25 protein-coding genes are annotated in these 24,573 nt (G+C 41.7%); 16 read left to right on the plus strand and 9 right to left on the minus strand.

Features of this window, described 5'->3' with window-relative positions; translation table 11 throughout:
* The first annotated feature begins 74 nt into the window (after positions 1–74).
* Positions 75–2,330: a helix-turn-helix domain-containing protein gene (locus ASL11_RS30145; RefSeq protein WP_056623101.1), complete on the plus strand. Its 2,256-nt coding sequence runs from the start codon at positions 75–77 to the stop codon at positions 2,328–2,330.
* 77 nt (positions 2,331–2,407) lie between these two features.
* On the opposite strand, the gene ASL11_RS30150 is transcribed toward ASL11_RS30145, so the two are convergent.
* Positions 2,408–2,842, minus strand: coding sequence for an Lrp/AsnC family transcriptional regulator (locus ASL11_RS30150; protein WP_056623104.1), 435 nt, complete (start codon positions 2,840–2,842; stop codon positions 2,408–2,410).
* Between the two features lie 154 nt (positions 2,843–2,996).
* Here ASL11_RS30150 and ASL11_RS30155 point away from each other — a divergent pair, with 154 nt between their 5' ends.
* On the plus strand, positions 2,997–4,007 hold the full coding sequence (locus tag ASL11_RS30155; RefSeq protein WP_056623107.1) for an oxidoreductase: 1,011 nt from the start codon (positions 2,997–2,999) through the stop codon (positions 4,005–4,007).
* Between the two features lie 74 nt (positions 4,008–4,081).
* Here ASL11_RS30155 and ASL11_RS30160 read toward each other — a convergent pair whose 3' ends face one another.
* Positions 4,082–4,417, minus strand: coding sequence for a hypothetical protein (locus tag ASL11_RS30160; protein ID WP_056623111.1), 336 nt, complete (start codon positions 4,415–4,417; stop codon positions 4,082–4,084).
* 206 nt (positions 4,418–4,623) lie between these two features.
* Here ASL11_RS30160 and ASL11_RS30165 point away from each other — a divergent pair, with 206 nt between their 5' ends.
* Positions 4,624–4,959 (plus strand): DUF1801 domain-containing protein, encoded by a 336-nt coding sequence (locus ASL11_RS30165; RefSeq protein ID WP_056623114.1) that lies wholly within the window; start codon positions 4,624–4,626, stop codon positions 4,957–4,959.
* Positions 4,960–5,702: 743 nt separating this feature from the next.
* Here the strand turns inward: ASL11_RS30165 and ASL11_RS30170 are convergent.
* Positions 5,703–6,356: a lysoplasmalogenase gene (locus tag ASL11_RS30170; protein ID WP_056623117.1), complete on the minus strand. Its 654-nt coding sequence runs from the start codon at positions 6,354–6,356 to the stop codon at positions 5,703–5,705.
* A gap of 347 nt (positions 6,357–6,703) precedes the next feature.
* On the opposite strand from ASL11_RS30170, the gene ASL11_RS30175 reads away from it, so the two are divergent.
* Positions 6,704–7,366: a FusB/FusC family EF-G-binding protein gene (locus ASL11_RS30175; protein WP_056623120.1), complete on the plus strand. Its 663-nt coding sequence runs from the start codon at positions 6,704–6,706 to the stop codon at positions 7,364–7,366.
* Positions 7,367–7,498: 132 nt separating this feature from the next.
* Here the strand turns inward: ASL11_RS30175 and ASL11_RS30180 are convergent, their stop codons facing one another.
* Positions 7,499–8,152 (minus strand): hypothetical protein, encoded by a 654-nt coding sequence (locus tag ASL11_RS30180; RefSeq protein ID WP_056623124.1) that lies wholly within the window; start codon positions 8,150–8,152, stop codon positions 7,499–7,501.
* A 213-nt stretch (positions 8,153–8,365) separates the two neighbouring features.
* On the opposite strand from ASL11_RS30180, the gene ASL11_RS30185 reads away from it, so the two are divergent.
* From ASL11_RS30185 to ASL11_RS30195, 3 genes are all read left to right on the plus strand, one after another.
* Entirely contained in the window at positions 8,366–8,860 is a 495-nt protein-coding gene (locus ASL11_RS30185) for a hypothetical protein (RefSeq protein ID WP_056623127.1), read from the plus strand.
* Between the two features lie 364 nt (positions 8,861–9,224).
* On the plus strand, positions 9,225–9,878 hold the full coding sequence (locus ASL11_RS30190) for an SGNH/GDSL hydrolase family protein (RefSeq protein WP_056623130.1): 654 nt from the start codon (positions 9,225–9,227) through the stop codon (positions 9,876–9,878).
* Between the two features lie 211 nt (positions 9,879–10,089).
* Complete coding sequence (locus tag ASL11_RS30195; protein ID WP_235550621.1) at positions 10,090–11,067, plus strand: endonuclease/exonuclease/phosphatase family protein; 978 nt, start codon at positions 10,090–10,092, stop codon at positions 11,065–11,067.
* 380 nt (positions 11,068–11,447) lie between these two features.
* Here the strand turns inward: ASL11_RS30195 and ASL11_RS30200 are convergent, their stop codons facing one another.
* Complete coding sequence (locus ASL11_RS30200; protein ID WP_056623133.1) at positions 11,448–12,641, minus strand: chromate transporter; 1,194 nt, start codon at positions 12,639–12,641, stop codon at positions 11,448–11,450.
* Positions 12,642–12,957: 316 nt separating this feature from the next.
* Between ASL11_RS30200 and ASL11_RS30205 the strand changes: the two genes are divergently transcribed.
* Positions 12,958–14,034: an efflux RND transporter permease subunit gene (locus tag ASL11_RS30205; protein WP_056623136.1), complete on the plus strand. Its 1,077-nt coding sequence runs from the start codon at positions 12,958–12,960 to the stop codon at positions 14,032–14,034.
* Positions 14,035–14,100: 66 nt separating this feature from the next.
* On the opposite strand, the gene ASL11_RS38275 is transcribed toward ASL11_RS30205, so the two are convergent.
* The gene (locus ASL11_RS38275) at positions 14,101–14,187 is read right to left on the minus strand and encodes a small, acid-soluble spore protein, alpha/beta type (RefSeq protein WP_082596008.1); all 87 of its coding nucleotides are present in this window, start codon (positions 14,185–14,187) and stop codon (positions 14,101–14,103) included.
* A gap of 422 nt (positions 14,188–14,609) precedes the next feature.
* Between ASL11_RS38275 and ASL11_RS30210 the strand changes: the two genes are divergently transcribed.
* Both ASL11_RS30210 and ASL11_RS30215 read left to right on the plus strand, forming a co-directional pair.
* A complete protein-coding gene (locus ASL11_RS30210) occupies positions 14,610–14,795 on the plus strand; it encodes a hypothetical protein (RefSeq protein ID WP_056623138.1) in 186 nt (61 codons plus the stop codon).
* Positions 14,796–15,098: 303 nt separating this feature from the next.
* Entirely contained in the window at positions 15,099–16,088 is a 990-nt protein-coding gene (locus ASL11_RS30215; protein ID WP_056623140.1) for an endonuclease/exonuclease/phosphatase family protein, read from the plus strand.
* A 248-nt stretch (positions 16,089–16,336) separates the two neighbouring features.
* Here the strand turns inward: ASL11_RS30215 and ASL11_RS30220 are convergent, their stop codons facing one another.
* Positions 16,337–17,479, minus strand: a complete 1,143-nt coding sequence (locus ASL11_RS30220; protein WP_056623143.1) for a DUF5667 domain-containing protein — start codon at positions 17,477–17,479, stop codon at positions 16,337–16,339.
* Between the two features lie 247 nt (positions 17,480–17,726).
* On the opposite strand from ASL11_RS30220, the gene ASL11_RS30225 reads away from it, so the two are divergent.
* Positions 17,727–18,566 carry a copper amine oxidase N-terminal domain-containing protein gene (locus ASL11_RS30225; RefSeq protein WP_056623146.1) on the plus strand — a complete coding sequence of 280 codons (840 nt, stop codon included), beginning with the start codon at positions 17,727–17,729 and terminating at the stop codon, positions 18,564–18,566.
* 197 nt (positions 18,567–18,763) lie between these two features.
* Here ASL11_RS30225 and ASL11_RS37925 read toward each other — a convergent pair whose 3' ends face one another.
* Complete coding sequence (locus ASL11_RS37925; RefSeq protein ID WP_268796256.1) at positions 18,764–18,898, minus strand: hypothetical protein; 135 nt, start codon at positions 18,896–18,898, stop codon at positions 18,764–18,766.
* Positions 18,899–18,990: 92 nt separating this feature from the next.
* A complete protein-coding gene (locus ASL11_RS30230) occupies positions 18,991–19,740 on the minus strand; it encodes an SDR family NAD(P)-dependent oxidoreductase (protein WP_056623149.1) in 750 nt (249 codons plus the stop codon).
* A gap of 146 nt (positions 19,741–19,886) precedes the next feature.
* Between ASL11_RS30230 and ASL11_RS30235 the strand changes: the two genes are divergently transcribed.
* From ASL11_RS30235 to ASL11_RS30260, 5 genes are all read left to right on the plus strand, one after another.
* Positions 19,887–20,111, plus strand: a complete 225-nt coding sequence (locus ASL11_RS30235; protein WP_056623152.1) for a hypothetical protein — start codon at positions 19,887–19,889, stop codon at positions 20,109–20,111.
* A 287-nt stretch (positions 20,112–20,398) separates the two neighbouring features.
* Positions 20,399–22,513: a pectate lyase family protein gene (locus tag ASL11_RS30240; protein ID WP_056623155.1), complete on the plus strand. Its 2,115-nt coding sequence runs from the start codon at positions 20,399–20,401 to the stop codon at positions 22,511–22,513.
* A 210-nt stretch (positions 22,514–22,723) separates the two neighbouring features.
* The gene (locus tag ASL11_RS30245; protein WP_056623601.1) at positions 22,724–23,239 is read left to right on the plus strand and encodes a nucleotidyltransferase family protein; all 516 of its coding nucleotides are present in this window, start codon (positions 22,724–22,726) and stop codon (positions 23,237–23,239) included.
* Between the two features lie 310 nt (positions 23,240–23,549).
* On the plus strand, positions 23,550–24,053 hold the full coding sequence (locus ASL11_RS30255) for an AAA family ATPase (RefSeq protein ID WP_056623162.1): 504 nt from the start codon (positions 23,550–23,552) through the stop codon (positions 24,051–24,053).
* Positions 24,054–24,160: 107 nt separating this feature from the next.
* Positions 24,161–24,556, plus strand: a complete 396-nt coding sequence (locus ASL11_RS30260) for a VOC family protein (protein ID WP_056623165.1) — start codon at positions 24,161–24,163, stop codon at positions 24,554–24,556.
* Positions 24,557–24,573: the final 17 nt, after the last annotated feature.

Below are 24,573 nucleotides of genomic sequence, written 5' to 3' on the forward strand. Positions count from 1 at the left end.
TTTCCGTGTAATTGCTGATAAAAGTAAAGAACCAATGAAGTTATGGTTAGTACAAGAACAGCGGGGGCTTGTTTATGAAATTACGTGCGTCTACCTTTTTATCCAAGCTCATATGGTTTACACTGCTGCTCGCGACGATTCCTGTCATGGTATTGGGGGCTTTTTCCTATTATCAAGCTTCGGATGCGGTGCAAACCAAGGTCAATGAGAGCAATCAGCAGATGCTGAAACAGACCGAATCACAAATTGAACAGTTGCTGAGGCTGATCGATTACTCGGCTATTCAATATATGAATCAACCGGTAGTTATCGACGCTCTTAAGGGAGAATTGGCTGGTACGGACGGTTACGTTCAGAAAGTGAAGAGTCTGCTCGAATCGATGAGTAAGCTGCAAAGCAATGAGCTCGGGACGATGGGCATGGAACTCATAAGCATAGCGGGCAAATGGTCCATTAACGATAAGGGTTTGTCCATGCTGGAAACGAAGGCTATGGAAAGTTATGCGGGATGGGTGAATGATCCAAGAACTTCATTTTGGTCCACAAGTTCTACCGGTATGAAACTCATTAAGAAAATCCCAGCGTATTCCCCTAACCCATCGGGGCTGCTGATCATGTCGATTCCGATTTATGATGTCAATAGTTTAATAAATAAGGATACAGCTATGGGCAATGTTCTGCTGTTGGATGATCAGCAGGTCGTATTCGCCGGCAATGCCGCTAATCTGATTGGCAGACCGTTTCAAGAACTAGCGATCGGGAATGAACCCATACCTGTTGCAGAGCAAGGCTTCTACACAACCCGTTCGGAACGGGAGCGTGTCGGGATCAGTTACCGGAAGTCCAATTATAACGGTTGGATGTATGTATCAGTGGTGTCCATTGATGAGCTGAACAAGGAGTCGCAGGGCATAGGGTGGTTCACCCTGTATATTTGTCTTGGTATCTTATTGTTAGCTCTACTGATTTCTTATCTAGGTTCAAGGAAGATGTATAAACCGATTCGGAAGTTGTATGAAGTCGTGCGCAATTCTCCTGAAACCGTCGGCACCGAAGGGGCCATCGATGAATTCGAATTTATCAATGAGCGTTTTCGAGGGTTGATGCAAAGGGAGTCAAGTCTATTACAAGAGGTTATGGGACAGTCCCATCAAATGAGGGAATACTTTGTTTTCAAGCTTTTTCAGAGCGACATGGCAAGAACCGAGGCTCAGGATAAGCTGGAAGCCTTCGGTCATCTGACGGAATGGAACAGCATGTGTGTGATGACAATCCAGATTGATACGTTATCCAATACGCGTTTTGAAGAGCAGGATCAGGATTTACTGCTTTTTGCTATTTACAATATCGTTTCCGAACTTATTACACCTGAGCAGAGGCTGCCACCCGTCGTTATGGGAGACTCCCAGGTTACTTTGCTTGGAGGCGCGGAAACAGATCCCAAGCTGTTCAAGAATCTTCTCGACACAGCGGCACATCAAATCATGCAGATGATCAAACTTTATCTGGAGTTGAAAGTCAGCATTGGCTTTAGTCATACGTTTAACGACATTAAGCAAATTCGTCATGCCTATGGAGAATCGTTGCAAGCTTTAAAGTACCGCATGAACCTGGGGGAAGAATCGATCCTGTTCATTGAGGATGTACAGCCAGAGAAGAGCATGCAGTTGAGTTATCCAGATACCGCAGAACGGCAGCTTTTGGACGCCTTAAAATTCGCGGACCGAGAGCAGGCTACGGACTGTCTTCACCAATTCATAACGACGCTTGCTGTAGATGAGCGAACACATGAAGAATATTTCATGTCCTTCGTCCGTCTTCTAGTGCAAATGCTACAAGCAGTTAAGGATGCAGGCGTGTTGCCTAAACATTTATACCCCGATGAGCAAACCTTGTTTATACAACTGTTTCAATTGAAGACAGTGAGTGAGGTGGAACGGTGGTTTCTGGATGTGGTCATGCTTCCGTTTCTAATTCACTTGGAACATAAGCTAGATGCGCAGTATCAGAGCATTTCCAGTCAAATTATTCATATGATAGAGACTGGTTTCGATACCGATCTTTCCCTAGAGGTGTGCGCACGTCGTATGAATTACAGTCCGAATTATTTGACCAAAGTATTCCGCAAGGAAACAGGTGTTAATTTCAGCGATTACTTATCGGAGTATCGGATGAAGATGGCCAAACAATGGCTGTTAGAAACGGATATGAAAATTTCCGAGATCGCGGAGAAGTTAAAGTATAATACGCCTGCCAATTTTATTCGATATTTCCGCAAGTTGGAGGGAACGACGCCAGGTCAGTATCGTGATAGCTTTTTAAAGAAATAAAGGGAAAGAGAAGGGCTTGCCTTGCGGCGGCCCTTTTCTTGTTTATTTGAGGGACGGGTAGAGTTTTATGCGCTTGATTACACCTTGCTAGATACAAGGCTTTTGTCTTCAAATGCCGTCGAGAGCACAATTAAAGTCGTTGAAAATCCATAAGGACTGCAAGTGTCAAGAAATTGTGCCAGTGATTCTGTTGTTTCGGTTAGCACTTTCATTAGAAAATTATAATCTCCACTGATTCTGTAAAGATCGACAATCTCAGGGGATGTTTCGCAGAATTTCACAAAGTCCGGACAGTTGTTGGTTTTAAACATGACAAAAGCGGATGTATGCTTGCCAAGCTTCTGTGGGGACAATTGCGCACGATAAGCCGTTACGATTCCCTGCTCCTCCAGCTTTCGGAGCCTTTCCGTTACAGCGGGCTGCGACATGGCAATGATTTTGCTCATTTCAGAAATCGATATCCTGGCATTTTCATGCATCAACGATAAAATTTTAGTATCAACTTGGTCCATAAAATCACACCTCCTAAATATATAAGGTGAAGTTTAATAAATAACTTAATAAATTAGTTTAATCATGTCATTTATCTTTATATTACTATGTGTTTTGCATGTTATCAACAATATAATGAAGTCAGTTATAACATGCAAAGGAGAATGAATAGAAATGACATTGACCTTAGATAACCCTATTAATCTGGGCAGCCTCCGCCTGAAGAACAGATTAATCATGGCGCCCTTGCAGCAATATAAAGGCACGATTGAAGCGTTCCCTATTGACCACCACATTGAACATTATGGACGAAGGGCCAAGCATGTGGGGCTTGTTATTTTGGAATCAACTGCGATCTCACCGAATGGAAGACTGTGGAAAAATGATATTGGGATTTTTACAGATCAGCATGTGGAACTATTAAAAAAAATTACCGATGCCATCCATGCCCATCAAACTCCTGCTTTTATCCAATTGTCTCATGGTGGTAGGAAATCCTCACCCGAAGTTACAAATTCATTAGTGGCACCGAGCGCAATTGCGTTCGACGAGCATTACGGCTCGCCAGAGCCGCTGTCTTTAGCGGGCATTCAAACGATCGTAGAGGAATACCGTCTTGCAGCAAAAAGAGCTGTCGCAGCGGGGTTCGATGGCATTGAAATTCATGCGGCACATGGCTTCTTAATTCATCAATTCCTTTCCCCTCTATCCAATGTGCGGTCGGATGACTATGGCGGCAATTCGGAGAATAGAGCAAGATTTTTGAAAGAGGTTCTTCTGGCCATTAGGGGAGAAGTTGGTCGACAATATCCGGTTACCATACGGGTTTCAGCCACTGACTATTGCACAGGGGGATTAACACCTGTGGAGTTGGTGCGGATGCTAAAAACCCTTGAGAGTGAATTGGATGCGATTCATGTCTCAACAGGTGGACTTCTCCCTATACAACCTAGTGATGTGCACACAGGTTATCAGGTGCCACATGCTGCTGCAATCAAGCAACATCTCAATATCCCGGTTATTGCGGTCGGAAAGATATATACCCGCAGTCTTGCTAACCGTATACTTGAAGATCAATTAGCCGATTGTATTGCCATCGGGAGCCCGCTCTTGGCGGACCCAGATTATGCGGAATATTTATTGATGCATCAAGAGCAAGCTTCCACGACGGACAACGATAGTTAAAAGACGTAGATGAATCAAAAGGGCTGCCGTATGGCAGCCCTTTTTGTTCTAACTAGGCAGTTTTACTTAACCTACTACCAGTTAAATTTACCATAAAATATTAATTCACCGTTCCCCGCAGGTAGGTCATATACGCCATATATTGCAATCATAGGAGGGGATTCAATATAAGCTTTTGATAACGTGGAATAAACTTTGATCTCAATTGTATCACCGGCTGCTAAAGCGTCCTCTTTCGTTTCCCAGTAACTTATGGCACCGAACTCATTCGTTATATCTTCCCCCAAAAATGTAATACCTTTAAATCCCTTTAGTGATCGATGGACCAAGTAAGTTTTCTCAGCCCATTGCTCTGCGAATGAGATGGGGGCATCAGGTTTTAATCTAAACATACTTAATCTAGCGTACATTAGGAATCTCCACCTTATACAGTCAATATTAAGATTTTATGTTAGATCAGTTCCAAAAGTGTATGTTTAATTATTGAATTTGTGTAACATAATAGACGATCCCTAGTTTGCTGAGGTAACAGGTAGTTTACAGCATTGACGGGAATATTCTAGCAACAGTATACTTTAAAGTGAGTAAAATATTACCAATTGGAGGGATTTAAAGAATGAATCAGGAAGTTACGGCCTACATAGAAAATCTACCGAAGTGGCAAGCTGATATCAGTTCGACCCTGCGGAACATGGTTCATGAGACGATTTCGGAAGCCGAAGAACGCATTCAGTACAAGAAACCACACTTTCTGAAAAATGGACATTATGCAGCAGTAATTTCGCCTTCCAAAGACGCGATTGCATTTATGATCATGAATGCAAATGGAATTGACTTTCCGAAAGAATTCGATGGGCCTGCTGAACGAAAGTGGATTAAATTAAAGGAAGGAAGCACTCCGGATCTCTTAACTTTGTCCGGGCTTCTGAAGCAAGCCTCTGTCACGCTATAAATTCAACCGTAGAAACGATGGTTAGATGAAGAGAGCAAGCATAACGGGGTATTCTCGTCCTTTCAAGGATGGAGAATACCTCTTTTTTTGTCTAAATTGAGAGACAATTGAAAAAGCATGGCCTACTAAATGGAGTGTCACGATGGGGCAGGTAAGATATTTGGGAGAATGATAACATAAGTCCAAGCGAATATATTAACCAATTCATACACTGTTACTATCTTGTGATTAAGAGGGTGATAGGGATGGGATTTATATTTAATCGGAATGTTAGAGTTACTTTTTTCTCGGGTTTTAACTTTACTGGAAGAAATTTAACATTTAGAAGAGGCGTGGCAGTTTCAAATCTGGGATTATTCGGTTTTAACAATATCATCTCCAGTTTCCGGCTAAGAAATGTTGTATTTCCTAGTCAAGTTACGTTAGTACTGTTTTCAGGGCGTAATTTTACAGGAAATTTTCGAATTTTCCGTGGTAGCCAGAACATTGCTGACTTACGAGCGTTCAACTTTAACAATGTAACCTCGTCGTTTATTCTGGTTGGATTCCGGATAAGTACTACACAGATACGTACCATTCAACGCACAGGCACAATGCCAAGCGACATTTCTGGATTATAGACTAAAAGGACGCTGAAAACGGATAGAGACTTCTATCAATGTTTGTATCAAATGGCAGATACAATGATATTTTTTGACCAAAGGAATATGACTAGAAGAATGAATAAAGTGCACCTCCTCAATTCAGGGGTGCACTTTCATTTCTCTTTGTTCAGGAAGAGTTGCGCTGCGAGCGATAATGAACTGGGCGCTGTAATAGGTTGTCATGATCAAGAGATCCGCATAGGAAATTGGGGAGACGAACAGGTTCCAGGACAGGATGGAATCCGAAATCAAGAACAGAAAACTGCCCACAATCGCCCCTCGATTACCAGTCATAATCGCAGACCAGCCCATTAGCGAGATAACGATAATGTAAAATAGTACAGGTACCACAAGACCAGCGTTATTTTGCTCTATGAGCGAGATTACTAGCGCTCTGCCCATTATGAAGGAATAAATGGCGATAGGTACGATCGAAGAGAAGCGCAACCAAGAGAAACGCCATTGGACGAGAAAACCGGCTGTATAAAACAAATGACCGATTAGGAAAGCAGCAAGCCCAAGAACGAACCAATACATAATGAGTCCATCGCCAAGCATGCCGAAGAATAAACCGGTTAACATCAACCCATGTACGCATTTTTTGGCTGAAGGCATATGCGAGTATGTATAATACAAAATCAGCCACATCGGAATTAATTTGAAAAAGAATTTGAATGCTTGAGCTTCCGGTCGAATTTCAAAAATGTAAAGCGCGCTCGTAAGCAGTATAGCAATCGGTAACCACCGTTTCATCGTAAAGATCTCTCTTTCATGTAGAAATAACCATTCAAATAGAAATAGTATATGGGTATTTTTTATGTTTGTAAACGCTTTATTTTCATATATGTATTGGGATTAATTCCAATGGGTACAAGACTTGCGGTTAGAGTAGGAACTCCCTTATAATTTAAGTCTATAAGGGAGGCGGTAAATATGGCAAATCATTTTGCCGGAATAAGAAGCGACTCATGCAGAGCCTTTCATTAGGGCGATCTTTGCATGGGGTGATTCGTTTATGGTGATCGCCCGAGAAAAATCGTTTCTAATTATGGGGCTTTGCAGCTTATTTTATTTTCAATAAAAATAAGGGGCTGGAAGCTATGAGTCAACCATTCATTAGAAACCATCAATACAACGAGATTAAGAAGCTGATCGGGCAGTTACAAAGTGCCTGTAACTCCGTTTCCAATTTGAAAGTGGTCGAAGCGGTTCGCAATGATACAGAAGTCAAGATAAGCGAATTGTTTTCGGATGTAACTGATCTGCCAAAACAATGGATTGTGAACCTGAAACAGCTACAAACCACTGCGGACTTTCAGCGATATCTGCATGCCTTGGAGCCTTATTTAGCAGAGGAATATGCGCATGTGACGGACAATCAAATTAAGAAACTTTTCCCTAAGCACAAGAAACTGAAAATACCCGATCTTAAAGGTATCACTTATAGATTCGCGACATACCTGGGCTGGACCGATATTGCAACGAATAAATTATTCATTGTTTATGATCTGAACGGAAAGCTAATCGGCATTGAAGGGAAGTATACGCCGACTAATAAGAATGGCGTTTGCTTTGTGTGCAATCGGCATACTGAGGTCGCGCTATTCACTGCTGTGACTAAGTGGAAACCGGAAGGTGCACCGCCTGATTATTACAGGGCCATAGGTAATTATTTGTGCGTGAACAGCGAGGTTTGCAACAAGAACATAACGGATGTCGCAGTATTGGAGAAATTCATTCATGGCGTGTTTGTCGGTCCGTAACGGCCGCGAAGCATGGTTATTATGTCTGTTATTCATAAGACGATATCAGCAAATATAGACAAAGCCACTCCTGCCAAGGGAGTGGCTTCTTTGGATAGAAATTCTCTTTTATTTAGGAGAGATATTCAACCGTTATGTCGGCAAACAGCTAATGAGGCAAACCGCCTGTGCACTCAAACATATCGGTGTGCATAAGACAGCGAAGATGCCGCATGCAGCCTTACAAGAATTTGCAATACGATAACATCTTGCATTGCATTCGGGATCAGCGGTCGCACCTTTGCCTCTCCGCGGAGCTAGCTTTTTTAATACTCGCTCAAGTTTAGTAAATAGTCGTTTAAGGGTAAGTTGGAGCGATTTATCGATACTGATCTTTAATGTTGTGCCGTCTTTGAATCTTATTTTTTGGGTACGCGTGGAAGAGCAACCGCCACATTGGCAACCGCTTTCAAGTCTAACGGGAACGATTGCTTTCTTATTAATGAATCCTCTAGCAGTGATATTGTTGTTCTTATCTTGGAGAATAATGTTGGCACTGGAGACACCGTTCACTTGTTTACCAAAGGAAGCAGTGAGTCTGCTGCTTGTACGATTCAGAGATTGTATTTTGAATGTTACTAAGTTACATGCATTCTGCGTGATATTTAGGAAGATGTCGGAGACACCTCGACTGGCGTTTAAAACCAATTCGATGTTCGCGCTTAAGATGCCGTCTTGCTTGGATTTTATGCTAGCTGTTGCAAAAAGGGTGGTTGTTCCGTTGACTGTCCGTAGCAGTCCGGGCATAGCTATCACTCCCTCAATTCGATTGGTCTGTTCTCTCACAATATATGTGGAACCAAAAGACTCGGTGTGGGTGAATAGCTAGAAAGCCAAGCCACTTACAGCAATAGGATCAGACTTCCCAATGAAAGCAAGAACCTCCAATACGCTAACATACATACACTGTAATAAGTTGGAATACATTACATTAATCAGCGGTGTTGAGGAGGGGTAGCGTTGAGATATACAGTGCAATATATACCTCTAAGTAAAATTAAGCAGGAAAGTATCAATACGAAGACCTCGCCACGTAAGAAGGAGTTAAAAAAAGTGGCACAGGACCTTATGCAATTACTAATTGTGCAAAAAAGTAAGAAAGATGGTGGCTATATTATCCAAGATGGACACCATCATTTCGCATTCCTCAAAAAGCACACAAATAAAAATCGGGCTGTGTGTCTCGTAGATGAAAGCAAAATTTCAGCTAACTTTGGAAATCTTGTTAATCGATTTCGAAAACGACAACTGCCTTATGAAGTTCCCTACCTAAAACCAAACCGGTTTGAAATCAACAGTTGGACGATTATTCGTAAATTTTTAAAGCAAGAACCACGTTTCCGAACGCTATCCCGAAGACAGCAATTAAAGGTCATTCGGCTTGGTATTCAATATAGGAAAACAACGGTGCAATCTATGCAAGCTAAAGTAGAAGACATTTTAAAAAGACGCTAGTTGATTCAAACCCGCATAAAAGAGTAAATATTTGTTACATGATTGAAATCTTATTTTCATCTGGTATTAATCATGCAGGATTATAATAATAGACGACCCCCTTTTAAAATATAAACCTTTAGACCCGCGGCCCGTTGCTGTGGGTCTCTTTTTGCTTTTTATTCCCTTTCCTTGCGTTATTGTAGTTTTCAGTTGATTCCACTCTGTAAGTATACATCCCTGTGGCTTTATTTAAATTTCCACTATCTTCTTCTTCTCCACACCAACGCTAATACAGACGCCGAAAGTGATATTGCTCATGAAGGAATTTCACGCTTCATGGAGAAAGTAGGTTAACGACAATATAGAAGAAGGGGTTGTTGACATGCTCTTGCAAAAAGGCGAAAAACTCATCATGATTGGAGACTCAATCACAGATTGCGAACGAAAGCGTCCTTATGGAGAAGGACTATTCGGAGGGATTGGCAAAGGTTATGTTTCGCTGGTGGATGCGTTAATTCAAAGTACCTATCCCGAGAGGGGAATCCGAATAGTAAATATGGGGACTAGTGGGAACACCGTCCGAGATTTGAAAGAGCGCTGGGCTGCCGATGTGGAGAATCTAAAGCCTGACTGGCTCTCAATAATGATCGGGATCAACGACGTTTGGCGTCAGTATGATCAACCTACCATTGGTGAGTCTCATGTTTACACGGAGGAGTATGAGGCTACGCTGCGGGAGCTAGTGTTACGAACCAAGTCGCAAGTAAAAGGCATCGTCTTGATGACTCCATTCTACATTGAACCCAACAGGGAAGATGCGATGCGGGTGACGATGGATGAATATGGGGGAATCGTGAAACGTATCGCGGAAGAGACTGACTGCTTGTACGTGGATACGCAAGCTGCGTTCGAACCGGTGTTGCGAGAGATTTACCCGGCTACTCTAGCCTGGGATCGCGTCCATCCTTCCGCGGTCGGGCATATGGTACTCGCTAAGGCATTTCTGGCAGCGATTGGGTACTCATACCATATGTAAAGTAAGTTAGGATATGACTTAATAAAACATGCGACTTAATAAAACATGCGTTTAAAGCCCCTTGGAAAAGCATCCCTTGGAGGCTTTTTTGTTGCTTAACTTATGGCTCCCATTGACCAGTAAATCCACTTATTTCCTCCTACAGCTGCTGATACATTTGATAGATTAATGGAATAGAATGTATTGGAAGATTAATAGGAGGTGTTCATAATTGGGTGATCGATCACAAAAAAGTGTAAAAATTATGACATGGAACATCTATTTTGGATCTACCTTAACGCCTGTAGTAGGAACCACTCCTGAGGAAGTACCACTACGTGTTACTGAGATCTATAGACAGTTTCAAGCAACAAATTTTCCGGTACGGGCGAGGGCTATTGCTGATCAAATTGCTGAAAAAGAACCAGAACTAATTGGTCTTCAAGAAGTAGCAAAATGGCAACTTCTGTTACCTCAAAATTCTAAAGTAGTTGTAACCTTTGATTTTGTTTCCATCCTTCTTAAAGAGTTAGAAAAAAGAGGATTGCATTATCAGGTTTTAGCAGAAACTAGAAATACTGATGTTACGCTACCTAGTAGTCATGGCTTCAACGTTCGATTTTTAGATCGAGATGTGATTCTGGCGCGAAAAAACTCAGGACTTAAGTTCTCAAACATACAAACAAAAAATTTTGAAGCTTCTCTTATCGTACCAGTTGGTGGTAATCTTGTAAAAACCCTGTTTGGTTGGTCTTCTGTTGATGTCGAAATAGTAGGAAAGAAATTTAGACTAGTAAATACTCATTTACAACCCGTTTCACCTTTAATCCCCGAAACACTTCAAGTACAACTCGCTCAAGCTGATGAACTTTTAAATGGCCCGGGAGCTACTCAACTTCCCTTAGTATTCATAGGGGATTTCAACTCAAATAGTAACGGCAGTGGTCTATCTTACAACAAATTGATTGATGCTGGATTTAAAGACTCATGGAAGATCGCAGGAAAAGGCGATGGATTAACATGTTGCCAGGATGCTGATGTATTAAATTTGATCTCGCAATTATTTATTAGAATAGATTTAATTCTCTTTCGAGGCGATTTCAAGGTTAAAAAAATAGACGTTGTAGGAGAAGAGCAAGAAGATCGTACACGTACGGCACTATGGCCTTCTGACCATGCAGGAGTTGTGGCTACGCTTACTTTACATTAAAATATTTTCAAGTGCGTTGGGAATAAGTAAAGCCAAATTTATACTTATTGAACAAACGGGAAACGATAGATCAATGAAATAACAGGAGAAGGCTGCCGAATATTATTGTTCGGCAGCCTTCTCACCTAACGGGCAGTAGAGCGTGGTAGTAGCTTGAACTTTTGATTTATTTTATCAAAGCATTCAGACCAGGTGAGGCATTTGCATGTTAAGCCATTGCCTAAAATTTGAATCATCGAATTGATTTGTTTCTTTTTCTCTTTAAGCTGAGCGCGTTTTTCTCTCGCCATTTCTTCCCATCAATCCGTTGTAGGGATTGTCTCAAATCCTTCAAGTAATACCGCAATTTCTGGGATCGAAAGATAGCAAGTAAATTTTGACTATATAATTATCGTCAGAGTTCCTCCTGCTGCACCAGCGATCACAATAACCCATGGAGGCAATTTCCAAAATACGAGCAAAATAAATAATATAGCAGCTAAAGCAAAGTCTGCAGGTTTTAATATTGCTGATGTCCAGATCGGGTTATAGAAGGCAGCAAGTAAAATTCCGACGACAGCAGAGTTAATGCCTGTTAAAGCACCTTGAATTTTAGGATTGCTTCTGAGAACATTCCAAAAGGGCAGTGTACCGATAACCAATAAATATGCCGGAAGAAAAATAGCGAAAGTTGCAATCACAGCACCAAAAACTCCCCCATTAATAGCTCCCAAATAAGAAGCAAATGTGAACAGAGGCCCTGGTACCGCTTGAGTGATCCCATATCCAGATAAGAAGTTTTCTTTACTTACCCAACCTGTTGGTACCATCTCTCGCTCTAAAAAAGGTAAAACCACGTGACCTCCGCCAAAGACTAGGGATCCAGATCTATAGAAACTATCAAATAACGCCAGCCAGTGTTGAGTAGAAATTCCCCTCAGAATAGGTAGTCCAACTAGGAAAGCAAAGAACAAAACTAAACAGATCAGACCTATGGTACGGCTAACTGGAATTTGAAGTTCCGTGCGTTCCACATCAGTCTTTTCTCGGTATAGGAGTACTCCAATTAATGCCGCTAGAGCAATAAGTACGATTTGAGCCATTGTAGTTTGCCAAATCAGTGTGATGGTTGTACTGACTATGGCTATTGTCACCCGTTTTCGATCTGGGGTAAGTTTTTGGCCCATCCCTAAAATTGCTTGTGCTACGATAGCTACTGCAACTATCTTTAAACCATGAATCCACCCAGCATTTCCAATATCGAATCCTTTCAACACTAAAGCAAAAAGAACTAATGCAATCACTGATGGCAGCGTGAACCCTAGCCAGGCAACAAATCCGCCTAGAAGACCTGCGCGAATGGTGCCAATCCCTATTCCGACTTGACTGCTAGCGGGTCCTGGTAAGAACTGACAGAGTGCAACTAAGTCTGCGAAGCTACGTTCATCCAACCACTTTTTCCTGCGAACATATTCGTCATGAAAGTAACCCAAGTGCGCCACAGGGCCCCCAAATGATGTTAAACCCAACTTCAGAGATACCCATAATACTTCAAGAGTAGATGTCAATCTATTCAATTTCTTCGATTTATCCATTACTTTCCTACCACTCCTGTCCTTCATGCTTTACATAGAATAATAAGCTGCTGAATACGTAAAGTCTGCTCGTCTAAATTTATTCCAAAATTAACTCATTATAGCATTCACTCAGTTTTGAAATATCAAGTGGTTATTAATTATTTGTAAAACCATCAGGATTTGCTACCGGCAGATCCTCTTTTTTTTTATTAATTAATTATTTTAGAACCATTCTGAACTTTAGCAGCATGAGCCCAGTCCTTTCATTTTGTAATAAGAGAAAAGAAGAAAGAAGGCCACTCGATAAGAGAAAAAACGGAATGAGGTTTGAATAATGAAAAGAATAATTGAAGGTTCAATGCAAAGGGCGATTCTAGTTGTAGTTTGTATGCTGCTTATTCTTGCGTGGGGAGGTGTCTCTGCCTTTCAAATGCAGCGTGATTATCTACCAGGCATTAATAATACAACTCTGCTTGTTTCAGTAAGGGCATCATCTTACCAAGCAGATCAAGTTAAACTAAATGTAACACCAAAATTAGAAGATGCTATTAGGTCTTCTGATGGCTTGATGGATGTAGAAACGAATTCCTATGATGGCGGACTTTTAATGAATCTGTACTACCCGATGGATTTTGATATGAAACAAGCTGAGAGTGACATTAAACAAGCTGTATCAAGCGCAGTGCTTCCAACTGACGTTGGGGCTCCGGTTATCACTCGTGTAACGACTAGTACATTTCCAATTTTGAGCTATAGCTTAACTTCAAACAGTACAAACATTGACGAAACTACACTTCGTTCTTCGATTGAGGCTGATATAGCTAAACAACTGAAATCCGTTCAAGGCGTCGCTGATGTCCGTGTCACTGGAGCAGCAAACAATGGTTATGTTTTAAATGTTAGGATGCAGGATCTAACAAAGAATGGTTTAACAATGGATGATTTGAATCAATCATTAGCCGCCGCGCTGCCGAATTGGTCCACTGGAAAAGTGTCTAACAATAAAGACTCGTTTCCATTAACAGTGAATGGTTGGAACTTAACAGACCAAGAGTTAAACAATATTCCGATAAAAAATAAGCAAGGCACCAACGTCCAGTTGTCTACTGTGGCTGATCTATCCCACTCTCTGACTGACATTAAAACCGTATCCCGAACTAACGGAAAAGCAAGCATCCTTTTAGATGTTCTAAAATCACCGTCATCGAATATTACGGATGTAGCAAAACTAGTCAAAGAGCGCGTCGCGCAAATAGCGTCAATTAAAAATAATGATGTTTCGTTAACCGTGATGCTAAGTCTGACGATCCCTATTTTACTGAAGTACGGGCAGCATTCGTTAACGCTGAGCAAGGCTGGATTGAAATCAAGAAACATAGTGGAATCCAAAAATGGAAAAATCGAGGAATAATTAGAAGAGATGTGAAAATAATAAAGGCATGGAACGATGAGAAGAGTGTGTTTTTAAGCCTTTAAATTAGGCTAATATCATTGAGTAGCCATTTGGCTGAAGCGGGATGCCCAATTCTTGAGCTACTTCATACTTTAGTTGGTGAGAAATTATTGTTTAATTTCGCCGACCAACTAAGTGATTGGCACAATGTGTCTGCTTATATTACTTCTTAAGTGAGTACAATATATATGTTTCAAATTACTCAAAAGAAAAGCGTGAAATCAGAAACTTATTATTTCATCAAGATAGAAAGGAGGTAATTTCAATGTCCAATAAAACTAAAACTAAGATAACCAAATCTCAGCGTACCGTAGATAAGGAACTGCAATCTCGAACTCGAAAATCGCCTGACCAGTCTGCACAAAATAATACACATGATCAACCAGGTGATGCTTAAAGCTGAATCTGTTGGTGTTGATTACACAAATGCATGAGGCGAAAACGAACCAATGAGGCTATATGTTTAATAAGGGTGGAAAATAGCATCGTAATTTAGTAGGGAGATCAACTTTCGAATTTGGAGGATAAATACAATGACATCCAGTAGAGGACATCAAGGAGCTCATGGCACAGGACAAATTGTTAAGCAACTGAACAATCAAGCCCAAGCCGCGGAGCAAATTCAAGGAAGTAATAAGGTCGATCAAGAAATTATTGCAGCCGCAAACGAACATAGTTCAGAACTGGATGAAATCATTGATACGGATGTCAGTTCCTAAGTTGAGCTTCGGCATGGAACGATCTAAAGTAATACGAGTTAGAGACCTGCGGCATGCTTCATGCTGCGGGTTTTTTCTTGTTCGGCGGCACAAACACAATAGTTGTTTACTGCAACTAAATGCGTAACAGCGAACACCAGTTGAGGGGCTTGCCTCGCGGCAATTCCTTTTTTTCTTCATTCACGTGTTAAGCCTCAAATAACATAAAATCTATCAAAGTAGTAGTCAAACTGCCGTTTCCATTCTCAATTAATTTTCATTTATTATTAATAGATTTATATATTGATTGGAGGAAAATGGAAAATGAATTCTGATTGTAATCTTAAGGTCTCGTTCCTAACGTGGAATATTTATCAAGGTTTTGATGTTGCACCATTGTTTGCTGCGTCCCCACAGCAAATCCCTGAAGTTGTAACACAAGTCTTTAGGCAATTTCTTGCGACGAATTTTCCTGTTCGTGCCAAGGCAATTGCTAAAGCTATCGCTTCGGAAAAACCTGGTCTTATCGGTTTGCAAGAAGCGGTGCGGGTGAAACTAGTTATTCCAACTTTCGGAACCGTCACCTACGACTTTATAGATATATTATTAAACGCGTTAGAGGAACGAGGTTTGAAATACGAAGTTGCGGCTCGTAATAATGATGCACAGGCGGAACTTCCAGACAGCAATGGAAATTTAGTTCAATTTTTGGAAAGGGATGCAATCCTGATTCGTAAAGACCATAAATTGGACGTGAAAAGAAGGCAGGAAGCCAATTTCCAAACAAATCTAACTGTATCCTTAGCAGGACAACCTTTTACAATACTCCGAGGATGGTCTTCTATAGATGTTAAGATTGATGGACAAGTTTTCAGGATGATTAATACACGTTTGGATCCAACTGTTGAAGCCATACGGAATGCTCAAGCATTTGAAATTATTCAAGGACCTGCAAACACGAGTTTACCGGTGGTTATTACGGGAGATTTGAATGCCATTCCTAATAGCTCTACTTATAATCTGTTTATGAATGCTGGCTTTAAAGATACATGGAATAAAGTGGGTGAAGGACCAGGGTTTACCCATGAACAGAGTCCTGATCTATTAAATGCAGTTTCTTTGTTGACTGAAAGAGTCGACTATATTCTATTTAAAAACGGCTGGGAACCAATTGAAGCAGAATTAGTTGGAGAATCGCAGAATGACCGAACAAAAACAGGGCTTTGGCCATCCGATCACGCAGGAGTATCTGCAAGTTTACATTTAGAGGATCATCATGACGATGATGAGAGCAGTGACGAAAGCAGCAGTTAACAGGGAGCAGACTGCCGTGGCAGCTGCTCCCTGTTTTCATTCAAGTAACGTGCAGATTAACGCAATAACATCAACTTTTAGCTCGAATTTCCTACCTATTCTTTGTCATGATCATATGTTATCAGGACAAGAATGCGGGGACAGGGCAGAGTGTCGCCTAGAGGTTTAGAGGTTACATACAAGAACGCTAGGTACATTGTTGTAACAAGAAAAACCGTCAGTTTCTCACTGACGGTTTTTACATGGTATTAATCTTGTTTGCTGCCTTTACTTTTCTCGTTCTTGTTGCCGTAGTCGTTGTCGTGTCCGTTGCCGTTCCTTTTTTCGCCGCCGTTGTGTTGGCTATGGTTCTTTTTCTCTTTTGCTATACCAGATTTATCAATATCCTGTTTGTCATCGCGCTTCTTCGTTTGATCTGCTTTTTCCGTTAGGAAGTGCTCCTGTTTCTTTTGGTCTGAGACAGGCTCGTTTGTAACTGGTGTTGGAACTGGTGTTGAGGTTGGTGATGGAACCAGCGGAGCAATGGACTGCTCTTCCTTAACCGTAACGTTCTCATTCTCCTGCCCCAGTTTCTCTTTACGTTCGATTTTGGCCAGTTTTTTATCTAGATGAGTAAACGACTTCTCAATATTTTTCATTAAAGCTAGCTGGGCTTTCGGATTCCCCGCCTTTTCCAATGCCGAGGCCAAGGCTAGAATGTTATGCTGCAAATCGGTCTTTACCTTCAGGACCTGCTCCGGATGTTTCACTTCCTTTACAGGAGTGGTCACGTCTTCGGTTTCGGTTTGCTCAGGATCTGCAGTCTGCTCACTGCTCGATATAGCTACGATTGTTGTTGCAATTTCTTTTTGTGTTGAAGCTTCTGCTTCAGTAGCCGCCGCTTGGGTCGTATTTTCTGCTAGCGTAGTCTTAACGGTTATCGAAATACCAGTAGCCTGGTCTGTTTTTTGAACAGCACTTTGCTGAGTTTCTAGCGACTTCTGAAGAGATAGACTCGCCTCATTCGATTTTCCTTGAGCCAATAAGGCGTTCGCTTCTTTTAGTCGCTCTTGGGCAAATGCGGTAAGCAGTCGTGCCTCCTTTACGTCATTGACAGTTAGGGCCATTCGAATATTTTCGTACATTGTTTTTACAAAATAGAAGAAGTCTCCGGGCAAAAGATCTGGAGTCTCCGTTTCGGATTCGTTCAAAGTCGTGCCTGCTTGCGAGGAGACAGACGTATTCTGGGTGACGCTCACGGATGTGGGATTAGACGACGGTGCTGTTGTTGTTGTTGTAATCTCCGAAGCCAATATGTTACCGGTGCCTACGCTAAAAACGAGTATGCTGAGCATGACGCTCTTAGCGAGAAGGTTGTTTCTTTTGGACTCTTTTGTTAACTTCAGTATCATGAGTATTACCGCCTTATTAAGGTATTTTAGCTGCAGCTGATACTAAGGTATACGAGATCTAAAAGTATTTTTAGGGGGCAGGTAGGATTAAGTACGCAACGGTAACAATAGCTAAACAAACAAATAGGCTGCCACAAGGCAGCTTAAGGAGTACTGTGAAATAATATTTGTAGAGTAAGTATACCCTCACAAAAATGGAAGAAGAATCCGAATATATAAAGGTAGACAACTTAGGAGGCGTAAAAAGATGAAAAAAAGATGGATGGTTATCGCGTCATGTGTACTGGCAACGAGCCTTATGGCAGGATCGGCATTTGCAAAATCCGAAACAAGCAATGCTAATGAGGGCAAGTCGGATAATGTAAAAGTTAACGTTGATCTCAAGGTGAATGCTAAATTGGATGTGACTGTTACATCCGATACTTATGGCAATCAAGGTCATAATGGATACAAGGGGCTGCTCAACGCGATCAACAATGTGAAGGACAAGCCTGCAGGGGCTGTTATTGCCGAGCTTCTTTTGACAAAATACGAGACTCAGCTAACTGCTGAAATGAAAGCTGAACTTGAGGCCATCAAAGAGAAGGACGCAGCCTTATCGGCGTTTGCTGATCTGTTAGATAGAAACGGGAGCGTAACCGACGCGGTTTACGTTCAAAAGGAAGCTATTATTGCAAACGTTACAAATCTTGATTCTTACAAAAAGCTTGGTAAATTGTACGATAAACTAGGGAAAAAAGGTGTGAAATTATACGTAAACGGTGAAGAGCCAACTTTCGAGGTAGCTCCATTTATCCGCGAAGGCAACACTTTAGTTCCATTCCGCGCTATCTCTGAGGCGTTGAAAGCAACGGTTACCTGGAATGAAGAAGAGCGTTCAGTTACTGTTACACGTGATGGTATCACAGTGAAACTCTTTATTGATAGTAAGACAGCAACTGTCAATGGGAATGAAGTTACTCTCGAAGTTCCAGCAGCGATTGAAAACGGCAGCACGGTTGTGCCGGTTCGTTTTGTAAGCGAAGCCTTAAAAGCAGCAGTTAAATGGGAGTCAGAGACCCAGTCTGTCGTTATTTACGAAGATTAATCCAGTTCAAATTCTAGGAGCCATCCAGTCGAGGATGGTTCTTTTCTCATTTACAATAGTTGAGGAACTATAGTTCAGCAAACAGATGGATCTTACTATAAGCTATAGTCCAGATTATTGTTTGTGCGGGTGTTTGAAGGTTATAAACAAATAAAATGCCGCAAAAACTATGCGGCATTCTTCTTCAAGTCGAGCGGTTACTCTTCTCTAGCTTCAACCTCGCCATTCATTTGTTCGGCATAGGCACGTATCAGATCGTAATCGTGATTAAACTCAGGTTCTGCTGTGCGTGAAGTTTCTTGCTCTTGAGGGATTGTTGTCTCTTCCTTCAAATTGCCCACTCCTTCCTTTATTAGGGAATAGGATTACCTATATCCGGTTTGTTATCCATGCCCTGTCATGGAGCGGTCTTGTCTCTTTTTCTTTATTCCTCTAAGTACATCATTTTAACGGTCATACCGCCGTCTATCGTCAGGTTCTGACCCGTAATGAATCCTGCCTTCTCGCTTGCTAAATAAAGACAAGCCTCTGCAACATCTTCTGGCCTGCCTACTCTGCCTACGGGATGCTGGCTTTTATCCACTTCCGTGTGGGAAAAGCTGCCCTCGTCCCTTACTTCAATCCACCCTGGAGAGATCGCGTTGACGCGAATGCCGTAGCCGCCTAAACTGATGGCCATCGCATGTGTCAGTGCAGAGATGCCTCCCTTGGAGGCTGAATATGCCTCGGTATTAGGCTCCGACATAATAGCCCTGGTTGACGAGAGATTAATGATGGCGCCGCCCCTTTCTTGTTCTTTCATGATGCGGGCTGCAGCCTGCGAGCAGTGAAAAGTACCTCCCAAATTTACGGAAATGACCCGCTGAAATTGCTCAGCGCTAAGCTCCAATACATCGGTATTGTGCATAATACCTGCATTATTCACCAACACATCGATGCTGCCCAACAAGGAAGATGTACGTTCCATCCATTGCTCAACCTCCTCATTCTTGGAGGTGTCGACCTTCATGAAGAGTGCATCATCTGTAAAGGGGCGTAGAAGTGCAATTGTCTCTAATCCTTTGTCTTGATCAATATCCGCAATGGAGATACCATACCCTTCTTGTGCAAAAGAAAGCGCAATGGCTCGTCCGATGCCCTGTCCTCCGCCAGTAATGACTGCGATTTTCCGCATACAATCACCTCTATCTCTATTTTCCAACAGTGTAACACAACTGCTGCTTTAACATACGCGTTTATGCTTGACTCTAACACTGATGTCAACGTTTATACTGAGATTATCTCGAGCAGAAATCTGCCAGAAAGGAAGTATGATACGTTATGATTATTACGCCACAAGAAGAAAACATGATTAAAGCGCTTCGTGAAGCGGCATTGCCTCCATTATATGTGCTCATACGAATTAGAAATGAGATCTCAAATGACACTATAAATGTCGAAGAGAGCCGTAGGGATGACGTGGTGAAAACATTAGAACAATACATCGCCCCACTATGGGAAGACTATCATAAGGGGAAGAATTCACAAACCCAAGAAGGGCTTTAACGAATTATTTTAATCGATACTGTTAGTCCTGGTGAGCTAGTACAGTCACTGGGGCTTTTTTTACTTATACCTTGATGGGTCCCAGTATTTTGAAGATTTGTCGGGAGTATCATATTTCTCTCCGATAATCATTAACTCAGAAAAATGGAAAATATGAGCAAATGATTGTTTCGGAACCTCTTTCCAAACTGATAAGCTGAGTCTGAGCTTGGATGAGGAGAGGGGGATGCGTAAACTTGTAAGCGGTTTCTGATGCGTTACAACAATTATACGTGGGAGGAATTACATTGAACAAAAGTGTTTCAAAAGTAACGAGTTACGTTTTATTGTTTGCTTTAGCGCTATCTATTATCGCAAGCGGAGTGGCCAGTAAGGCTGTACATGCTATCGGAGTTTCGATCACGGGCAGTGGAGGATGGAATGAGACAGCCTATGTAGAATGGACACCTGTAAGCAATGCTCAAGGGTATAATGTCTATGTTAAACCTTCAAGTGCATCCGATTCACAATATAAACAAATTGATACGGAATTAATCCGACAATACCCTTCCAATTGGAGAGCTGATGCTGTAGGGCTTGCAGCTGGAAGTTATGTAATGAAAGTTGAAGCAGTACTATCAGATGGTTCAAAAGAAAGTACGGTTACAAATACGCTATCCGTAACGGCACATGACAGATCTGGGTTTGCTTTTGCAAATCAATCAACATTCGGCACAGGTTCAGGTGCTTATAATGAAGATGGTACACTTCCGAGTGGTGCGCAAGTTATTTATATAACATCTGCGACTGCACAAACCGTATCTCTTGATGTGAAGATTAATAGCGCAGGTGATAAACAAACGGCTGTTGGTTTAGGTGCAATTCTGGCACTAAGACAAAAAGGCTACGATCAAACACCACTTGCAATCAGATTCATTGGAAAAGTGACAGATGCCAACATGGGTTCATCCATTAACAGCGGTGGATTTCTTCAAGTAAAAGGAGCTTCAGCATATACACGAATGAATACGACAATTGAAGGTATCGGAAACGATGCAACTATCTATGGATGGGGACTTCTACTTAGAAATGTCGGTAATGTAGAAGTAAGAAACCTAGGTATTTTGTTATTCCAAGATGATGCCGTTTCAATGGATACAGCAAATGTTAATATTTGGGTGCATAATAATGATATTACATATGGAAAAGCAGGCGGGGATGCTGACCAAGCCAAAGGTGATGGTTCAACTGACCTTAAAGGCGCATCGACGTATACGACAATATCGTACAATCACTACTGGGATTCCGGAAAAGCTGCTCTAATCGGTTTGAGTGAATCATCTGAATTCTTTGTAACCTTTCACCATAACTGGTTTGACCATTCAGACTCACGTCATCCACGTATAAGAAAAGGAACTATTCATGTTTATAATAACTTCTTTGATGGTGTCTCCAAATATGGAACTGGTATTACAACAGCAGGTTCGGCATTTGTAGAGTCAAATTATTACAGACATTCTAAAAATCCAATGTTAATTTCCTTACAAGGTACGGATATTGCAGGTGGGTCCGTAGGTACATTCTCCGGTGAGAATGGTGGTATGATTAAAGCATACAATAATAGTATCGTAGATCTTGTTGGAGGTCTTATTTATGCAAATTCCAATGCAGGATCAGCTCCAGCTAATGCAACATCATTTGATGCGTATTTAGCTTCGACTAGAAATGAGACAGTTCCAAGTTCATACAAAGCATTAGTAGGTGGAACAACTTATAATAACTTTGATACTACGATCGATACGGGAGTAAATGCAGCTGACATTGATAGCGTAAGCACGGTAGAACAAGTTGTTACGGCAGAAGCTGGACGCCTTGGTAATGGAGACTTTACATGGACATTTAATGATGCTGTTGATGACACATCTTCTGACCTTAATTCAGCACTTATGTCAAAAATACTGAGTTACACATCTCAACTTGTATCTGTAGGTGGTAACTCAACACCACCAACAGGCACACCGGCACCAACGACTACGCCAGCACCAACAGCTACACCAACGACGACACCAGCCCCTACAACTACACCAGGTACTTCCATTGTTCATAACTTTACCACAGATGGCAAAACAAGCAGCTTCTTCACGATTGTCGGGAACCTTTCAACAAGTAAGGGAACAGTGGTATATAATGGGCTAACTCTAACGCAATGTTTAAAAATGGAGAGTTCAACCAATATTGGTTTTACCACAACAACAGCTAAAACATTAACCTTAGTGTTTAATCCAGCAAACGGACTCAAGGTTAAAATAGACGGAACAAGTTATGCAATGACGAATGGCATTATAAGTGTAGCACTTGCGCCTGGCGCACATACCATTATCAAAGAGGATGTTACAAATCTTTATTACATGAAATTAGAATAATTAGCTAATAAGACTGCCAACAGTATTGCGATTCTCGCATATTGTTGGTATTTCTTTTTTGCCTAAACAAATAGCGGGTCGAAAAATGGGATAACTTTACAATAAGAGCATTGTCTTCTATAATATAGGAATATACGTTCTTATTGGGGGCTTTTTAAATTGGTAAAAAGTAAAGAGGATATTATTGCTCTTATACGTGCGGATGAATGGATGATGGACATCCTCAAGGCTGCTCGGTCCTTACAGCTCCCTGATTGGTGGGTTTGTGCGGGCTTTGTTCGTTCAAAAATCTGGGATACCCTTCATGAATATGAAGAACGAACGCCACTCTCCGATATAGATGTCATCTATTTTGATGCTTCAAACGTAAATGAGGATATTGAAAAACGATTGGAAGAACAGTTACTACAAATCATGCCCAACTTACCTTGGTCCGTAAAAAATCAGGCAAGAATGCATGTGCTCAATGACAATCCTCCCTATTCGTCTTCTACAGATGCCATGTCCAAGTTCCCTGAGACAGCAACTGCTTTGGGGCTGAGGCTAGACGATCAGGATCATGTACAGTTAGCTGCCCCATGTGGAATTGATGATGTACTTCAAATTATTATTCGGCCGACCCCCTATTTCTTAGAGAATAAGCACCTTGCGGCTATATATGATAAACGAATCGTACAAAAGAATTTTAAAGGCAAGTGGAATAAGGTGACTGTGATTCGCCTGTGATTCGCGATTAGGAGTGTGATTGATACTGAGGAAAGTAATTAAAACACTAGGAATTTTATTTAGTTTACTAACAGTTATTCTTGCAATATCTATTTTTATTGATAAAGGCTTTCAGCAAATTAAACTTTCATTGATGGCAGTTGCGATGTGTTGCTCATTGATATTTAACGGGGGAGCTTCGTATTTGATAAAAGATGATTTGAGAGGATTGCTTTCTCTAGGATTTGGTGTTTTAACTTTATGTTTTGTGATAATGACATTTCCTTTTTAAAAAAGGTGCAGATTTGTGCCTTGAAGGAGGCGATTTTTTATGCTCTATATCTTTAGCGGGTTGCCAGGCACCGGGAAGTCCACGTTATCAGCAGCTTTGGCCGGCAAGATACGGGCCACATATCTCCGGGTAGACGTTGTGGAGCAGGCTATGCGGGATGCCGGGACCTGGATTAACGGACCTGCAGGTTACATCGTGTGTTACGAGATTGCTTCGCATAATCTCCGGTTAGGCCTTGACGTGATAGCGGACACAGTCAATCCCATTCATGAAACTCGCCAGTCCTGGCGCGACGTTGCGCAGTCTCTCGGAATTCCGTTTGTGGAAATCGAAGTGGTCTGCTCGGATGAACGGGAACATAGGCGTCGAATCACTACGCGTTTAACCGATATTCCCGGTTTTGCTTTACCTACGTGGGATGAGGTCAAGACCCGACAGTATGATGTTTGGGACCGAGATCACATTATTATCGACACTGCTCATCAAACTGTGGCCGAAAGCCTTTTGACGTTATATGAAAAGTTGGATCAAGAAATTAAATAGGAAAAAGTGGTGCGTAATATGAATCTGGGTGTAGGATTTGACTATGGAATGGGCAATTCGTATGCTCCAAATAAGATTGTAAAAAATGAAAAAAGGGGTCGAATGGGATGGCGACAGCTGGCTGGGCGAACAAAATTACTGAGATTACATTGTTTGTAGAAGATTTGCATCGGTCGAAGGCATTTTACCAAGAGACGTTCAAACTTGCGATCATATATGAAGACGAAAACTGCACGGTGTTCGATTATGGCAATACAAGTATCAATCTGTTAAATAAATCGAATGCCCGCGAGTTGATTGAGCCGGCACAGGTTGGTGGCAACGGAGATGGCGCGCGGTTTCAGTTTACGATCCAAGTTCCAGACGTTGACCAGGTATGTGATGAGCTGAAAGTCTGTGGCGTTAAGTTATTGAATGGACCGATAACGCGCCCTTGGGGGCGGCGGACGGCTTGTTTTGCCGATCCGGATGGGCATGTGTGGGAGATAGCGCAAGTGCTGTGATGAATTGGGAGAATATC

This window comes from Paenibacillus sp. Soil750 (assembly GCF_001428045.1).
Lineage (GTDB): Bacteria > Bacillota > Bacilli > Paenibacillales > NBRC-103111 > Paenibacillus_E > Paenibacillus_E allorhizoplanae.

What these genes read in the sequence shown, in the direction of transcription:
- ASL11_RS30235 (WP_056623152.1), top strand. Translation starts at nt 19,887, where the DNA reads ATGATTATTACGCCACAAGAAGAAAACATGATTAAAGCGCTTCGTGAA.
- ASL11_RS30180 (WP_056623124.1), bottom strand. Translation starts at nt 8,152, where the DNA reads ATGCCCGGACTGCTACGGACAGTCAACGGAACAACCACCCTTTTTGCA.
- ASL11_RS30225 (WP_056623146.1), top strand. Translation starts at nt 17,727, where the DNA reads ATGAAAAAAAGATGGATGGTTATCGCGTCATGTGTACTGGCAACGAGC.
- ASL11_RS30165 (WP_056623114.1), top strand. Translation starts at nt 4,624, where the DNA reads ATGAATCAGGAAGTTACGGCCTACATAGAAAATCTACCGAAGTGGCAA.
- ASL11_RS30190 (WP_056623130.1), top strand. Translation starts at nt 9,225, where the DNA reads ATGCTCTTGCAAAAAGGCGAAAAACTCATCATGATTGGAGACTCAATC.
- ASL11_RS30260 (WP_056623165.1), top strand. Translation starts at nt 24,161, where the DNA reads ATGGCGACAGCTGGCTGGGCGAACAAAATTACTGAGATTACATTGTTT.
- ASL11_RS30145 (WP_056623101.1), top strand. Translation starts at nt 75, where the DNA reads ATGAAATTACGTGCGTCTACCTTTTTATCCAAGCTCATATGGTTTACA.
- ASL11_RS30215 (WP_056623140.1), top strand. Translation starts at nt 15,099, where the DNA reads ATGAATTCTGATTGTAATCTTAAGGTCTCGTTCCTAACGTGGAATATT.
- ASL11_RS30220 (WP_056623143.1), bottom strand. Translation starts at nt 17,479, where the DNA reads ATGATACTGAAGTTAACAAAAGAGTCCAAAAGAAACAACCTTCTCGCT.
- ASL11_RS30230 (WP_056623149.1), bottom strand. Translation starts at nt 19,740, where the DNA reads ATGCGGAAAATCGCAGTCATTACTGGCGGAGGACAGGGCATCGGACGA.
- ASL11_RS30205 (WP_056623136.1), top strand. Translation starts at nt 12,958, where the DNA reads ATGAAAAGAATAATTGAAGGTTCAATGCAAAGGGCGATTCTAGTTGTA.
- ASL11_RS30245 (WP_056623601.1), top strand. Translation starts at nt 22,724, where the DNA reads ATGATGGACATCCTCAAGGCTGCTCGGTCCTTACAGCTCCCTGATTGG.
- ASL11_RS30160 (WP_056623111.1), bottom strand. Translation starts at nt 4,417, where the DNA reads ATGTACGCTAGATTAAGTATGTTTAGATTAAAACCTGATGCCCCCATC.
- ASL11_RS30200 (WP_056623133.1), bottom strand. Translation starts at nt 12,641, where the DNA reads ATGGATAAATCGAAGAAATTGAATAGATTGACATCTACTCTTGAAGTA.
- ASL11_RS30255 (WP_056623162.1), top strand. Translation starts at nt 23,550, where the DNA reads ATGCTCTATATCTTTAGCGGGTTGCCAGGCACCGGGAAGTCCACGTTA.
- ASL11_RS30150 (WP_056623104.1), bottom strand. Translation starts at nt 2,842, where the DNA reads ATGGACCAAGTTGATACTAAAATTTTATCGTTGATGCATGAAAATGCC.
- ASL11_RS30170 (WP_056623117.1), bottom strand. Translation starts at nt 6,356, where the DNA reads ATGAAACGGTGGTTACCGATTGCTATACTGCTTACGAGCGCGCTTTAC.
- ASL11_RS30175 (WP_056623120.1), top strand. Translation starts at nt 6,704, where the DNA reads ATGAGTCAACCATTCATTAGAAACCATCAATACAACGAGATTAAGAAG.
- ASL11_RS30210 (WP_056623138.1), top strand. Translation starts at nt 14,610, where the DNA reads ATGACATCCAGTAGAGGACATCAAGGAGCTCATGGCACAGGACAAATT.
- ASL11_RS30155 (WP_056623107.1), top strand. Translation starts at nt 2,997, where the DNA reads ATGACATTGACCTTAGATAACCCTATTAATCTGGGCAGCCTCCGCCTG.